General features: G+C 41.1%; 22 protein-coding genes. 19 read left to right on the forward strand and 3 right to left on the reverse strand.

Features of this window, described 5'->3' with window-relative positions:
• Position 1 precedes the first annotated feature (1 nt).
• From SELR_RS07195 to SELR_RS07230, 9 genes are all read left to right on the forward strand, one after another.
• Positions 2-904: an IS3 family transposase gene (locus SELR_RS07195; protein ID WP_269453570.1), complete on the forward strand. Its 903-nt coding sequence runs from the start codon at positions 2-4 to the stop codon at positions 902-904.
• Between the two features lie 110 nt (positions 905-1,014).
• Complete coding sequence (locus tag SELR_RS17745; protein ID WP_014424554.1) at positions 1,015-1,596, forward strand: hypothetical protein; 582 nt, start codon at positions 1,015-1,017, stop codon at positions 1,594-1,596.
• Position 1,597: 1 nt separating this feature from the next.
• The gene (locus tag SELR_RS19115) at positions 1,598-1,834 is read left to right on the forward strand and encodes a hypothetical protein (protein WP_050992757.1); all 237 of its coding nucleotides are present in this window, start codon (positions 1,598-1,600) and stop codon (positions 1,832-1,834) included.
• A complete protein-coding gene (locus tag SELR_RS07210; protein ID WP_197537169.1) occupies positions 1,797-2,984 on the forward strand; it encodes an IS3 family transposase in 1,188 nt (395 codons plus the stop codon). Before SELR_RS19115 ends, SELR_RS07210 begins: the two co-directional genes overlap by 38 nt.
• A 307-nt stretch (positions 2,985-3,291) precedes the next feature.
• Positions 3,292-3,588, forward strand: a complete 297-nt coding sequence (locus SELR_RS07215; protein ID WP_041914320.1) for a hypothetical protein — start codon at positions 3,292-3,294, stop codon at positions 3,586-3,588.
• Positions 3,589-3,627: 39 nt separating this feature from the next.
• On the forward strand, positions 3,628-4,155 hold the full coding sequence (locus SELR_RS07220; protein ID WP_041914321.1) for a hypothetical protein: 528 nt from the start codon (positions 3,628-3,630) through the stop codon (positions 4,153-4,155).
• Positions 4,156-4,209: 54 nt separating this feature from the next.
• Positions 4,210-5,061, forward strand: a complete 852-nt coding sequence (locus SELR_RS07225) for a hypothetical protein (RefSeq protein ID WP_014424556.1) — start codon at positions 4,210-4,212, stop codon at positions 5,059-5,061.
• A gap of 143 nt (positions 5,062-5,204) precedes the next feature.
• Positions 5,205-5,507 carry a transposase gene (locus SELR_RS18325; RefSeq protein WP_014424557.1) on the forward strand — a complete coding sequence of 101 codons (303 nt, stop codon included), beginning with the start codon at positions 5,205-5,207 and terminating at the stop codon, positions 5,505-5,507.
• Positions 5,456-6,352, forward strand: coding sequence for an IS5 family transposase (locus tag SELR_RS07230; RefSeq protein ID WP_014424558.1), 897 nt, complete (start codon positions 5,456-5,458; stop codon positions 6,350-6,352). Before SELR_RS18325 ends, SELR_RS07230 begins: the two co-directional genes overlap by 52 nt.
• Positions 6,353-6,425: 73 nt before the next feature.
• Here SELR_RS07230 and SELR_RS07235 read toward each other — a convergent pair whose 3' ends face one another.
• Complete coding sequence (locus SELR_RS07235) at positions 6,426-6,878, reverse strand: GNAT family N-acetyltransferase (protein WP_014424559.1); 453 nt, start codon at positions 6,876-6,878, stop codon at positions 6,426-6,428.
• A 221-nt stretch (positions 6,879-7,099) separates the two neighbouring features.
• Between SELR_RS07235 and SELR_RS07240 the strand changes: the two genes are divergently transcribed.
• Together SELR_RS07240 and SELR_RS07245 are read left to right on the forward strand one after the other, a co-directional pair.
• Complete coding sequence (locus SELR_RS07240) at positions 7,100-7,582, forward strand: CYTH domain-containing protein (RefSeq protein WP_014424560.1); 483 nt, start codon at positions 7,100-7,102, stop codon at positions 7,580-7,582.
• A gap of 15 nt (positions 7,583-7,597) precedes the next feature.
• A complete protein-coding gene (locus SELR_RS07245) occupies positions 7,598-7,909 on the forward strand; it encodes a DUF1653 domain-containing protein (protein WP_014424561.1) in 312 nt (103 codons plus the stop codon).
• Positions 7,910-8,142: 233 nt separating this feature from the next.
• On the opposite strand, the gene SELR_RS07255 is transcribed toward SELR_RS07245, so the two are convergent.
• On the reverse strand, positions 8,143-8,745 hold the full coding sequence (locus SELR_RS07255; protein ID WP_014424562.1) for a hypothetical protein: 603 nt from the start codon (positions 8,743-8,745) through the stop codon (positions 8,143-8,145).
• A 16-nt stretch (positions 8,746-8,761) separates the two neighbouring features.
• On the reverse strand, positions 8,762-9,139 hold the full coding sequence (locus SELR_RS07260; RefSeq protein ID WP_014424563.1) for a hypothetical protein: 378 nt from the start codon (positions 9,137-9,139) through the stop codon (positions 8,762-8,764).
• 102 nt (positions 9,140-9,241) lie between these two features.
• Between SELR_RS07260 and SELR_RS19360 the strand changes: the two genes are divergently transcribed.
• The 8 genes from SELR_RS19360 (at position 9,242) to SELR_RS18850 (ending at position 12,543) form a co-directional block, all read left to right on the forward strand.
• Entirely contained in the window at positions 9,242-9,439 is a 198-nt protein-coding gene (locus SELR_RS19360; protein WP_269453571.1) for a restriction endonuclease, read from the forward strand.
• 70 nt (positions 9,440-9,509) lie between these two features.
• Positions 9,510-9,779, forward strand: a complete 270-nt coding sequence (locus SELR_RS07265) for a hypothetical protein (RefSeq protein ID WP_041914322.1) — start codon at positions 9,510-9,512, stop codon at positions 9,777-9,779.
• The gene (locus SELR_RS19365) at positions 9,776-9,910 is read left to right on the forward strand and encodes a hypothetical protein (protein WP_014424565.1); all 135 of its coding nucleotides are present in this window, start codon (positions 9,776-9,778) and stop codon (positions 9,908-9,910) included. The genes SELR_RS07265 and SELR_RS19365 overlap by 4 nt, the downstream gene beginning before the upstream one ends.
• A gap of 157 nt (positions 9,911-10,067) precedes the next feature.
• Positions 10,068-10,289 carry a hypothetical protein gene (locus tag SELR_RS07270; protein WP_014424566.1) on the forward strand — a complete coding sequence of 74 codons (222 nt, stop codon included), beginning with the start codon at positions 10,068-10,070 and terminating at the stop codon, positions 10,287-10,289.
• Between the two features lie 18 nt (positions 10,290-10,307).
• Positions 10,308-10,985: a hypothetical protein gene (locus tag SELR_RS18845; protein ID WP_014424567.1), complete on the forward strand. Its 678-nt coding sequence runs from the start codon at positions 10,308-10,310 to the stop codon at positions 10,983-10,985.
• Positions 10,986-11,300: 315 nt separating this feature from the next.
• A complete protein-coding gene (locus SELR_RS07280) occupies positions 11,301-11,816 on the forward strand; it encodes a hypothetical protein (protein WP_014424568.1) in 516 nt (171 codons plus the stop codon).
• A gap of 26 nt (positions 11,817-11,842) precedes the next feature.
• A complete protein-coding gene (locus SELR_RS07285) occupies positions 11,843-12,382 on the forward strand; it encodes a fructosamine kinase family protein (protein WP_014424569.1) in 540 nt (179 codons plus the stop codon).
• The gene (locus SELR_RS18850) at positions 12,379-12,543 is read left to right on the forward strand and encodes a hypothetical protein (RefSeq protein ID WP_158645788.1); all 165 of its coding nucleotides are present in this window, start codon (positions 12,379-12,381) and stop codon (positions 12,541-12,543) included. The genes SELR_RS07285 and SELR_RS18850 overlap by 4 nt, the downstream gene beginning before the upstream one ends.
• Positions 12,544-12,648 lie beyond the last annotated feature (105 nt).

Raw genomic sequence — 12,648 nt, forward strand, 5'->3', positions numbered from 1 at the left:
CATTTATCTTCAGGTCTCTGAACAGGCGGAAATTGCAAAAGAAGAAGGACGCCCTATTTCCGTCTCCGGAATGCTGCGAAAACTTGGCGGTTCACGCTCGGGCTATAACGCTTGGCGCCATCGTCTGCCATCAGACACATCAATAAGACGACAGGAAGTAAAAGAACAAATCCAGCGAATCTACGATGAGTCTCATCAGAACTATGGTGCGCCAAAAATCACATCAGAACTGCGTAAAGCCGGAGAAATCATCTCTGAAAGGACTGTAGGTCAATATATGCGCCAGATGGGGCTTCGTGCTCAATGGGTTAAGCCCTGGGTTCCAACTACCGTTGATCCAGACTTCAGTGACAGTCTGCAGAACATCTTGGATGAACAATTTAATCCGGAACGGCCTAATGCGGTTTGGTGCTCAGACATCACTTATGTATGGACAATTGACGGATTTGTATACTTGACCGGCATTATGGACTTGTACTCTCGCAAAATCATCGCATGGACGCTTTCTGACAGTTTAGAAGTAAGCTGCGTAACGGAAACAATTCAAAAAGCGAAATTACGCCGCCACCTCGATTTACCACTGATTATCCACTCAGACCGAGGCAGCCAATACGTAGCTAAAGAATATAAGAAGGCCACCGCCCAAATGCAGCGGAGCTATTCCAAGAAAGCTTATCCATGGGATAATGCCTGTATCGAGTCATTTCACGCATTGATAAAGCGTGAATGGCTGAATCGCTTTAGAATCCGGGATTTTAATCATGCTCACAGCCTAATTTTTGAGTATATTGAAGCATTTTATAATACAAAGCGGATTCACAGCCATTGTGAATATCTTTCGCCAGATGACTTTGAAAAACTTTACAATGCGAGCGTTGCTAGAGAATCACGATTGGTAAGTTGAAAATAATTAAAATTTCTCATTTTATGTTGTACTAAATCTTGATATAGGACCAAGGGACCTGAATCAGTAATAGGGATTACGTAAGACAAAAAACAGAGAGGGGAATATGTTTGCGTAAACTCGCATCTATTCAGGTCATTAAGAAGATTGAAGCTATCGAGGGAGCCGACCGCATTGAGAAAGCTACGGTGCTTGGCTGGCATGTAGTGGTCAAGAAGGGACTCTACAAAGAGGGAGACTTGGTAGTATATCTGGAGATTGATTCTGTACTGCCGAAGGCGTTGGCAGTGCGTGCAGAATTCACGGATAAGTATTTGAAGACTCGCCGGTTCAAAGGCATCTATTCACAGGGCATGTGCTTGCCTATTAGCGAACTGCCAGAGTGGTTACAGAAGAAGGGCATCAAAGAAGGTCAGGATGTGACTACAGAACTGGGCATCACGAAGTACGAAGCAGACATCCGCAATGATGAGCAGTGGTGGAAGAAACATGCGAATAAACCTTTGCCGAAGAAATGGTATATGAATTTCCGCATCGGCCGCTGGTTCTGGAAGAAGTTCCTATATAAACCAACATCCGGGCCATTCCCCACAAACCTTGTTCCTAAAACAGATGAGACTCGTGTTCAGATTTTGGGCGATGTATTGAAGGGGGCTGCGGACAAAAAGTTGGACTCTGACGGAGGAGATTAAGATGTCATTTTCATTAGAGCAGAAACAAAAAGCCTTGCAACTGTATGATGAAACGAAATCAGTAACCATGGTAATTGTTCGATTGGGATATCCAACACGTCAATGCCTGTATCGCTGGTTAAGAGAGAAACGCGCCTATAAAGTCTTTAAAAGTACGGAAGAAATTCATCAATACAGTAGAGCATCCTTTACATCCATCCGTGGAGACAAAATTAAATATTCTTCATCGTTGCTTTGAACTTGGAGAGAATGTACAATTAGTATCAGAAGAAACAGGTTATTCAAGAACCGCTATATACACATGGCGAAGACGATACATCAAGGGAGGACGATTGTCACTAATGAATTCGAAAGATATTCCCAGAGCGTGCTTAGAAGAAGGTTCCCCCAAGACATCACAGGAAGAATTGGATGATATGAAGCAAAAAATGCATGATATGCAACTGGAAATGGATATCTTAAAAGAAACGATTGCTGTATTAAAAAAAGACCCAGGCATCAATCTAGACCCGCTAAAGAATCGGGAAAAGGTAGTGATAATTGATGCCTTACAACAAAAATATTCACTACCAGTGCTCTTGTTAAAGCTTGGCCTATCTAGAAGTAGTTATTATTACCAAAAGAAGGTACAGAACCGTATTGACAAATATGCCGACTTAAGAGAGAAAATTCGAGAACTATTCTTTAAGAGCCGACAATGCTATGGATACCGTCGTATTTATGGACTTCTTCGCCGCGAGGGAATTATTCTTTCCGAAAAGGTAATTCGGCGAATCATGTTCGAAGAAGGATTGCAAGTACCTGTTAAATCACATAAAAAGTACTCATCATATCAAGGTGAAATAACCCCTTCCGTTGAAAATTTACTAAATCGGGATTTTCATGCAGATGCACCGAATAAAAAATGGCTCACTGATATAACAGAATTATCCATATCCGCCGGCAAGGTTTATTTATCTGCTTTGGTAGATTGTTTTGATGGAATGATTGTTGCCTGGAGGTTGGGGACAAGTCCCAATGCCAATCTAGTGAACAGTATGTTGGCAGACGGTATTCGTCAGCTTGGCCCTGGAGAGCATCCTATCGTCCATACAGATCGAGGATGCCATTATCGCTGGCCTGGTTGGATTAAATGTATGGAAAAAGCACTTCTGACAAGGTCAATGTCAAAGAAGGGTTGTTCTCCTGATAATGCTGCATGTGAAGGCTTTTGGGGCAGATTGAAAAATGAAATGTTTTATCCTGGTTGTTGGACTGAAATCAGCATTGAAGAGTTCATGGATGAGGTTGACGGCTACATTCAATGGTATAATCAAGAAAGGATAAAAGAATCTCTTGGATATTTGAGTCCAATGGAATATCGACAGAAATTAGGACTTATCGCATAATAATAGTCCAACTTTTTGTCCGCAGCCCCCCCTCTGTTGTGCAAATATACAAATGTCTACGTAATTAGACTTTTTCAACACGCCCTAGTTTCTCTCATAGTTTCTCCCATAGGTTCTCCCTTTACTTTTATTGGAGCCTTAAATCAGGTCCCTATTCTCCTATTACTAGAATCTTTGCCTGTATTAACCACACTCCACTACAACTTTTACATTGTTTTTTCGTAGGCCGTTTGCTAGTAAGTAGCGACTATGGTACAATGTAGTGCAGTAAAAATAAGTTTGAAGCAGCAATTGGAGGCTGACCAGATTGGAATTAACTGACGAAGAATTTCAGAGCGTGTACTCATATGCAGAGTATTTCTCTATACAGATTTACGGTTCTCTTAAAAAGGGTGGCGACTTAAAAGGTCTACTGTATGAAATAGTCGACCGTATCCATGAAGAAATACCTACAGAGTTTCACAAAGCTGTCTTAGATGCTACCGATAAGCATCTTGATAATCCTGAGCTTGTGTTCCCTATGCTAGTTGATGATTTCTCTAGTGAAGATGAGAAACTTGATTGGCAGGGCGCAAAAGCAAAGTTACACAGGATGATGAGGTAACAGGAAACCCAATAACTATATTATCTTTCGGAGATTATAATGACTAAATTTATCTTTTCAACATTTTTAACACTCATCGTACTATTAGCACCATTGTCAAATATCTATGCTAGCGACAGCTTAAATACACCATTTCATCATACAAGGTATGCTTATCCTTTTCCGTCAGATCCATTCTTCAAGCAATGGACGTATGATCCTTATTCGGTCGTCTTGTGTACTGCCGATAAGACAATTTTCCTTATTGCAAAAGAACGCCCAGAAATGTTTTCTTGCTGGGACGGTGATAGAGACTATGAAGTAATTTATGCTATAAATATTAATCCTGAAAAATATCTTGTAATTAAGGCTCCGCTATATCATAGAGACGGCCCTAATGATATTTGGCATAGAGAAGAGTCTACAAAATGGAGCGCCCCCATTGATGCTCAAAAACAATTCCATTGGTTAGTAGTCATAAACGAAGCAGTTGATGAACTAAGGTACTGTTCTGATATCAAAAGTCGCACCATAAACTTCATTCCTGACCCAGCTGATTTCGAGATTAACCATCTGAACGGAGAATAAAAAACGACCGGATTATTCCGGCTGCATAAGATAGGTGAGGGGATTTATTGAAATATGAAAACTAAATTCTGTGCTTATATAATTTCTTTAATTGTAGCGTCCATAAAAATCTCTTTAGATTTAAGAATGATTGACAATATTCCAGTAAGTTTTTTCATTATTTTTTTATCAATTGGATTACTATTTTATTACACGATTAATAATACAAAAAAGCCTAGGATAATAACCATAGTGTTTATATTATGTTCCATTATTAGTTTCTGCTACATGTTATATAATGAGAATGTTGTAAACATGCTTTATTCTTCTACTACTTTACTATTAATATTAATCACTATTATAGTATCTCACAGAGCGTATAAAGATGGATTTGATACTCATCAAAAAAATTTAATTCGACATAGTAAAGTTCTTATAAACATCATCAATAGGTATTGTACTATCGAACAAAGAAGAAAGATTAAGTTACAACGATTTGAATATCAAGCATGGATTATAGAATTAGAGAGGGCTAGATATGATTTAGAAAAAGAAGTATCTGCTTGTATGTGGATAATGGATTTTTCTTGTAATAAACTATCAGATATATGTACTCTGCTAGATTTAACGAAACGAACCATCATAGCGTTTTTAAAGACAATCTTCAACTTCATAAAATTCATTTTCTCTGGTAATGAAGTGGAAGAAAAATCTTCTGATTATTCATGGCGTGATGTTCTAAGTGATGAAATGAAGTTAGCAATAGTTGCACTTGAAACGCACGATGACTTCGTAAATCGTTTGAGTAAAAATCAGAAGGTTAAAGTATATCATGAAGCTCAATGCCTCCTTGATTCAATATTAAAGAAAAATAAAGATAGTTATATCGATGATTACGAACGTCTTGCTTTAATTATACCCAAATAAAATTTACTAGGGCGTGTTGAAAAACTCAATAATTAAAATTACATGTATTTCAAAAAACGAGAATCTTTATTTCTTTCATAAAAAACATAGGTAATATCCCCTATAATGAATTTGACCAAATATCCAGAAAAGGGGGATTACCTATGTCAGATTCATTATATACAATCAAGGAAGCATATGCAAGATACAGTTTAACCGATGAGGCATATGAAAAAATCCGGGAATGTTTGCCAGAAGAAAAAACAACTGGCAGGCCAGGCATGGATGTATGTCTTTTTCTGGATGCACTGATTTTTGTCGTGCGTGAAGGATGTAGCTGGCGGAGTATCCCCGCAACATATGGAAAATCCCCTATAATGAATTTGATCAAATATCCAGAAAAGGGGGATTACCTATGTCAGATTCATTATATACAATCAAGGAAGCATATGCAAGATACAGTTTAACCGATGAGGCATATGAAAAAATCCGGGAATGTTTGCCAGAAGAAAAAACAACTGGCAGGCCAGGCATGGATGTATGTCTTTTTCTGGATGCACTGATTTTTGTCGTGCGTGAAGGATGTAGCTGGCGGAGTATCCCCGCAACATATGGAAAATGGAATTCCATCTACAGGAAATTCAGGTTATGGGAATCTCAAAATATTTTCCAAAGGATTTATTTGTGCTTAATGGGATTATGTGCCCCAGATGCAGACGGTCTTGTCCTTATCGAGCAGATTTACTATGCCATTTCCATAGACAGCACCTCGAACAAAGTCCATCAACATGCCGCTGGAGCTAGGAAAGATGCACCTGAAGCAGAAGTAAAGCAGCATATAGGTATATCTCGTGGCGATCCCAATACCAAAGTCCATGCATTGGTTAATGATGAATTGGAAATGGTAGCATTTGAGATTACGGGTGGACAGGTTCATGATTCAAAAATGGCAATTTCATTGTTAGAAGCAGCGAATATAGCATTTGTATACTTCAATGCAGATATGGCATATGGAACCAAGAATATACGTGAATATATCCAATCGCTCGATGCAGATATAGCCTGTCCAAACAAGTCAAATGCCAAAATCATTTACAAATTTGATAAAGGACAATATAAAGGGCGGAATGTTGTGGAAAGATACTTCCAAAAGTTAAAATGCTATCGCCGAATCGCAACACGTTACGATAAATTGGCTTGCGTTTACCGAGCGTTTATATACATTGCATCGATTTTGATAAAAATAGGCAATAAGGCAAGAGAAAACACTCTAAAGAGGATGTGTTGTGTAAATATACAAATGTCTACGTAATTAGATTTTTTCAACACGCCCTAGAAAAACCAGCGTGCTGCTCGCAAAGGCCGTAATCTGCAGACCGGCGAAGTCATTGACGATGGGCATTATAGAATTCTACAATGTGAAAGCCACAGCGGTTAACGTAAAAATGAATGTTGCGTTTTTCAAAGTAAGGAGTTACAGTTTGCCATACCTTAACCTGTGGGTACAATTCTTCTACCGCACACCATGCAGTGTAGCCAATTCCTTTGCTGTGGGCATGAGGCGAAACAAACAGGATTTCCAGTTCGCCATGAGATCCATCAATTTTCAGGATAAGGCCGCCGACAGGCTGGTTGTCCAGCATAATACGGTAAGCAATGCCATGGTCGATGGATTCTTCGATAGTGGAGCGGGAGATAATCTCGCCATCCTCTTCGAAGTGATTATCGCGGAGGCCGAATTCCTCCATAGCACCGTAGTTGAAAGCGTCCTGATTGTCACGTATAAATTGTTCCCTGTCATCATCCTGCAGGGGAACGAGTGATATTTTTGTTTGCATGGTCTTGTCCTCTTAAATGTCCGAAATTAAGCTATATTATAGCGCGTGAGCAATTAGGGGGCAATGAAAAGTTAATGCAGCCAGCTGGAGGATGATGTGGTAGCAATCTTGATTTTCCAGAGGGTGCATGATACAATTCTATAAAGATGGCTAGAACTTAGGGGCAACGTCTTATAGGCGTTGCCTTTCGTGCATGGTGAGGTCGATTTGAAGGTGTAGGAATGGAGATTGAGCGTCAATTCTTAGTGGAAAAGCTGCCGGTGCTGCCAGATGCCTATGAAGAACTGCAACAGGGGTATGTATCACTGGAGCCGGAAATCCGTATCCGAGGAATCGGAGGCAGTCAGTTTGTGCTGACGGTTAAGCGTGGAGCTGGTCTGGTACGGGAAGAGTGGGAGACTAATATCTCAATGCAGGAATATGAAAATTTGGCGGCACGGCTGTATCCCGGAACCAAAATGATTGAAAAGCGCCGTTACCATATTGAGCTTAAAGATGGCTATACTGCAGAAATGCATGTGCATGGTGGTCATTTAGCAGGGTTCAACTATGTGGAAGTCGAATTTCCTACAGTGGAGGAGGCCGAAGCCTTTGTGCCACCGGACTGGTTTGGCAGGGAAGTAACGGAAGACGCCAGGTTTTCCTATGGAATCCTGGCCCATGAGGATGGTATGGAGACTGTATGCCGTTTGATGTCTAATTGAAGGAGTAAACAAGATTTGAAAGAAACAAAAGAAGTGCAGGAGCAGCGAGAATTGCTGAGTTCAAAATATCGCAGGGAAATACCGATGGCAGAGGAGATCTGGCATCATTTCAAGGATAACGAGTACAAAATCATAGCCTGTCCGGTTATTCATACGGAGACACGGGAAATCTACTGCGTTTATCAGGCATTGTACGGTTCCTATGGTGTTTACTGCCGACCGATGGATATGTTCATGAGCGAAGTGGATCATGAGAAATACCCAAAGGCTGGGCAGAAATATCGGTTTGAAAACAAAGAAATTGGAAAAATGCATAAGGAAGGATAAGCGAAAATCTGGCGTGTGCGTCACAGACATGAGCCGTTCGCAGATGTTTGCCAATATTATGGAGCTGCTTAATGAAAAGGCCATAAAGCTGGATGATCTGGATGGCTTTAGTGATTTTCTAAGGCAACGTCTGGAATTTTTGTGTAGATGAGGCTGCCATGAAGACAAGAAATGGGCTGATGCAGGATTTAGTCGCTGCATCAGCCCTGTTTGTATGCTTATCTGCTTACATGTTACGCGGATTGTTTTGCCGCATCATTGTTTTGAGTGTATTCGGTCTGGAGTTTATCAAGGCCGGACATGATGGAATCGTAGGTGTCCAGACAAATCTGGGGCAGGTCTTTTTCCTTGGTGGCAGCCTGATAATCCCGGCGGAAGATAGCCACAGCTTTGGCGATTTCCTGACGGATTTCTGCGATTTTATCGGGATTGCCCTGCGCAACATGAGCGGCCATGCTGAGAATGCAGTTTGTGACCACTTCCACGGAATAGGGGCCGCCGGGGCCTATGGCACGGACAGCTTCTTCATAGCTGGGGAGCACCTTGGGCACGGTAAATGTCTCCCCTAGCTTGAAGTGGCCGCCGGAATTGTAATAGGCCTGCCAGCTTAAATTCTTACGGGTTTGTTCCTGGATACTCTCCAAAGTATCCTTGTTTTCCGCTGGCTGAACAAGGGACAGGCTGGCCGTATGGGCAGTTTGTGGTGGAGCTGATTCCGCTTTGGGCGCGGCAAATTCGCCCATAATGTCCCGGAAATTCTCCTCCGTTGTAGTCCTTGACTGGCTCATTGGGGCAGAGGTTGCAGATTCGTGCAGCTTGCCGATGGATAGATCCATGGTATTAACCTCCTGATTATTTCTGCATTAGCAGGTTGAGCATTTGGGCATCCGTCATGCCAGGCTGTTGCTCATCTGCATTATCTGGCAGGGAATGTTCAACTTGAGTGCTGAGGATGGTGGGGATTTTTTCTGGATGCGGAGAATGCGTCTTGGTCTGGGAAATAATCTTGTCCTTTTCGTAAACTGTAACGAGGACGGAGCCATCTGACATAACACGGATCACTGTGGTGGTATCCTCACCAGATTTTTCGCCAGTGTCCGTTATGGCACCGCCGGTTTCCAGCTGGCGCAGCATGGTGCTGAACTTTTCCTTTGCTGCAAAGGTCTTGCCCTTGGATTCCGTTCCCTTGTCAGACCAGGCTGTCATGCCCTGTACTGTTTTTACCTCCATGGTTTCACCTCCAAAACAGATGATGTATCTCTATGACATATATCGGTGAAAAGTGTGGATTGATAAGAGTCTGGAGCCAGATTTTGTCATATACAGAGTATTATCTTAAAAGAGCTCAGCCGCCAGCTTAAAGGCTATGATTTGGAAGATTTTGTGGCAGATCTCCTAAGAGCTATGGGATACCGTACAATCGTCTCTCCACATGGCGGCGATAGTGGCATTGATATAACGGCATATAAAGATGAGCTGCCACCTCGGATATTGGTTCAGGTAAAGAGCCGGGATGAAATTGAAAACTAACTAAGCAGATTTTTGGCGAATCAATGACATAATCATTGACATTTCCAATTTAGTGCGATACATTGAAACCATGAAAAAGAAGAGTATAAAATCAAATGCTGACCAGGCTAAGCAGTTTAGAGATACCTGGAGAACAATAGAAGATGCTATTATTGCCGAGCACAGCTTTTTGTTACCGTCTGGCGAGATAAATGTTACTGTTACGCTACCATGGACAAGAGAAAGTGTTCTTGGGCTGTTAAAGCGTAGCGGGAAGATTATCTCCTGGGAGCAGCAGAAAGAGTTCTATGAAGGTAATATGCGACAGTATAGAGTAACTGTCGATGGAGACAAGATATGACTTCAATCGAGAAGATGAAAAAGCTGATTGCTATACAAAAAAATCATCATAAGGCGAACATTCAACTGCGTGATGGTGATTGGTATGCTGTGAATTTACATAATCCGGCGAATGATAGCGATGGCTTTTAGTCCCTGCTTGAATGGCAGGGATTTTAATTTGCTTTTAATGACTTTTTAAACAGAACTTAATTGAACAGGGGTATCATTTGTAATTGGTATTATGAAAAATACCTGAAAATTATGATGCACTGACAATATCGATTTGGTTAAGGAGGAAGCAGGATTTATGACTGTAAAAATAGCAAAGTATATGTTAGTGGCGACATTATTGATTATTATGACCGTAACGTCAGGGTGTGCGTTGGCAAGAGGTGCAAGAGCTATTTTAAGATACAATGAGGATCGTAATGAGCATTCGGCAATAAGTAACATGATCGAAGATGAAAATATGACAGCAAATTTAAGTGATGAGTCAGCAAGGCAGTTGCATATGGATTTGTATATTTAATCGGAGGTGGGGTTCATAATGGATGATGATAATTTTGTAACATCGGCGCGGTTTCTGGTGTTTCTGGGCATGGTGTTCTTCGCGCTGTTTTTCGTAGATGAGCATAAGATGGAAGTTTTCGTATTTGCCTGCGCCGTAGCGCTTTATCTGGAGTCGCGTAAGGAAGGCTGGCAAAGCCCACTGATTGAGTGGCCAGAAGAATTGTCTTTCCTGTCCACCTGCTATTATGCTTCGTTGAAATTATTGAAAATTGGTACTGTAATTGAGACCGTGGTGCTGATTTACTTCTTGTGGAATGGTGCGATGGATAGCCCGGATTTATTTCAGATAGCAGGAAATGTATATTTGGCCAATGTTATTTGGCTGTCTGCCACTGCCAGTACGTTATCTATCTGCTGGTCTATACATGATAAATGGGCTGAGCGAACAGGCAGCACGACGATTACATCCCTGAAGCCGCCTTTTACACAGGGAGACAGAGGCTTCAAGAAGTGGAGCTGGCTGCTGATGGATGGGATCGTGATAATGGCATTGGTAATTATGTGGGTGGATCATTTTGAGCTGCATATGTACAATGTATTTGAAGGTACAGTCATCTGTAGCGCATATTTTGTCTTGATGCTGCCGCTACAGCTATGGTTCTATTTCCATTACAGGGGGATGATTCCCAAGGCTGTGGCGAATACAGAAAATTGAACAGACGCATATCAAGCGTTTTCTGGTTGATTGCCAGAAGAAAAGACAGGCTGGAGATTCTGGCAGGAACTCTTGTATCGGAATATGCCTGGGGCTACAAATGTGAAGCATGTTGCTGAAACTTCACTTCGGGCAGCAAAATCAGGCACGGTCGTCTGTACGCCAGATCCTGTAAGCACGTTGCACCGCATTGTGGCATCTATATTGCCGCATTGGCTGTTGGCGAGGATTTGCAAATAAGTGGATTGGATTGTTCCATTCTAAGGGAATCTTAATACTGGCGTAGTATCATGGATTACCAAGGGGGATGGAACTGTGATAAATAAATTTAAACAGGTTTTATCTAAAATCGGTAAATATTTAGGCTATGGTTTATTATTAGGTGCCATAGCCTTAATCGCATATGTTGGCTATAGCATGGCTGCGTTCTTTTTTCACTTGGATTTATCGCAAAGCTACCGAAACATAGATGGTTATGAAGGAATTACTTTTGAAAAATCAGCCCGTGATGGCAGAATGCTTGTCTATAAGAGAACTTTTGCAGGACTGAGAGAATCAGGCGAGAAAAAGTCCAGTAATAGTCAAGGTAAGGAAAATGATGAAGTCGTGTATCTCACACTGAAAGAGAAACTGGGGGAGGGCGTAAAAGTCATTGATTATGCAGCGTCTCCTGATAATAAATATATCCTGTATGTTGTAACGGAAGATGTAAGTAAAGGTGCATCTACTGATACAGAACGGTATTACTATAAAGTACTTGATTTACAGGACAATTCATCCACAACTATTTATAAGGGATATTTGCATGATTTTGCTGTAGAATGGCAATGAACTCAAAAGAGATGGAGCTGTTGCATATGGAATTGGTAGATGTAATCCGGCAAATATATGGCGAAGAAGTCTACATAACGGACAGGATAGGGATTTCTGGCGGCGATATAAATGATGCATATCATCTATGCCTGAGTAATGGAGAGAATCTGTTTATAAAGATGAATGCTAATGCGAAAGATGATTTCTTTGCAGCTGAAAAAACAGGGCTGGAAGCATTGCATAAAGCTGGAGCAGTTACGCTATCGGTTATTACTTATGATAAAACGAAGGATAACTTGTCCTATTTACTGCTGAATTTCGTGAGAAGTTCGAGGCCTAAGAGAACGTACTGGGAAGACTTAGGCCATATGCTGGCACAGGTACACCACGCTGCAGTGGATAAGTTTGGCGGGTTCTCACCGGAGTTTTATGATGCCTATCATGAGATAATTCCAAAGGAGCCAGGCTATACTGTTCGGCGGGATTTATACAATCTGTATCATTTGCTGAACCATTTGAATCTGTTTGGCAGATCATATCTTGCGGCAGGAAGAAGAATATTGAAGAGTTATTCGCAGAAGTGAGACAAGAAAACAAAATGACGATAGAGCAATACATGGATGAACTTAAAATAGAGAAAAAAGATCACAATATCATTTTTAACAATGAATGGTTTGTATTGGGAAAAGATAAATACTTTTCTTATTGGGTTTATACGGTTGATGAAACCAAGGGAGATAAATAATATATTAGGTTTGCAAATTTTTCCAAAGGAATTAATGGAAAAATCCAAAAGATGCCCGAATATTCTAGGGACAGTTTCCCATGAATCCATGAAAAAGGCAGAAGA

Source organism: Selenomonas ruminantium subsp. lactilytica TAM6421, from assembly GCF_000284095.1.
In the GTDB taxonomy this organism is placed as follows: Bacteria; Bacillota; Negativicutes; order Selenomonadales; family Selenomonadaceae; genus Selenomonas_A; species Selenomonas_A lactilytica.

Excerpts from the sequence above, each read along its gene's own strand:
- SELR_RS19115 (WP_050992757.1), top strand. The coding sequence starts at position 1,598 with ATGTCATTTTCATTAGAGCAGAAACAAAAAGCCTTGCAACTGTATGAT.
- SELR_RS07220 (WP_041914321.1), top strand. The coding sequence starts at position 3,628 with ATGACTAAATTTATCTTTTCAACATTTTTAACACTCATCGTACTATTA.
- SELR_RS07225 (WP_014424556.1), top strand. The coding sequence starts at position 4,210 with ATGAAAACTAAATTCTGTGCTTATATAATTTCTTTAATTGTAGCGTCC.
- SELR_RS18325 (WP_014424557.1), top strand. The coding sequence starts at position 5,205 with ATGTCAGATTCATTATATACAATCAAGGAAGCATATGCAAGATACAGT.
- SELR_RS07230 (WP_014424558.1), top strand. The coding sequence starts at position 5,456 with ATGTCAGATTCATTATATACAATCAAGGAAGCATATGCAAGATACAGT.
- SELR_RS07235 (WP_014424559.1), bottom strand. The coding sequence starts at position 6,878 with ATGCAAACAAAAATATCACTCGTTCCCCTGCAGGATGATGACAGGGAA.
- SELR_RS07240 (WP_014424560.1), top strand. The coding sequence starts at position 7,100 with ATGGAGATTGAGCGTCAATTCTTAGTGGAAAAGCTGCCGGTGCTGCCA.
- SELR_RS07255 (WP_014424562.1), bottom strand. The coding sequence starts at position 8,745 with ATGGATCTATCCATCGGCAAGCTGCACGAATCTGCAACCTCTGCCCCA.
- SELR_RS07260 (WP_014424563.1), bottom strand. The coding sequence starts at position 9,139 with ATGGAGGTAAAAACAGTACAGGGCATGACAGCCTGGTCTGACAAGGGA.
- SELR_RS07265 (WP_041914322.1), top strand. The coding sequence starts at position 9,510 with ATGAAAAAGAAGAGTATAAAATCAAATGCTGACCAGGCTAAGCAGTTT.
- SELR_RS19365 (WP_014424565.1), top strand. The coding sequence starts at position 9,776 with ATGACTTCAATCGAGAAGATGAAAAAGCTGATTGCTATACAAAAAAAT.
- SELR_RS07270 (WP_014424566.1), top strand. The coding sequence starts at position 10,068 with ATGACTGTAAAAATAGCAAAGTATATGTTAGTGGCGACATTATTGATT.
- SELR_RS18845 (WP_014424567.1), top strand. The coding sequence starts at position 10,308 with ATGGATGATGATAATTTTGTAACATCGGCGCGGTTTCTGGTGTTTCTG.
- SELR_RS07285 (WP_014424569.1), top strand. The coding sequence starts at position 11,843 with ATGGAATTGGTAGATGTAATCCGGCAAATATATGGCGAAGAAGTCTAC.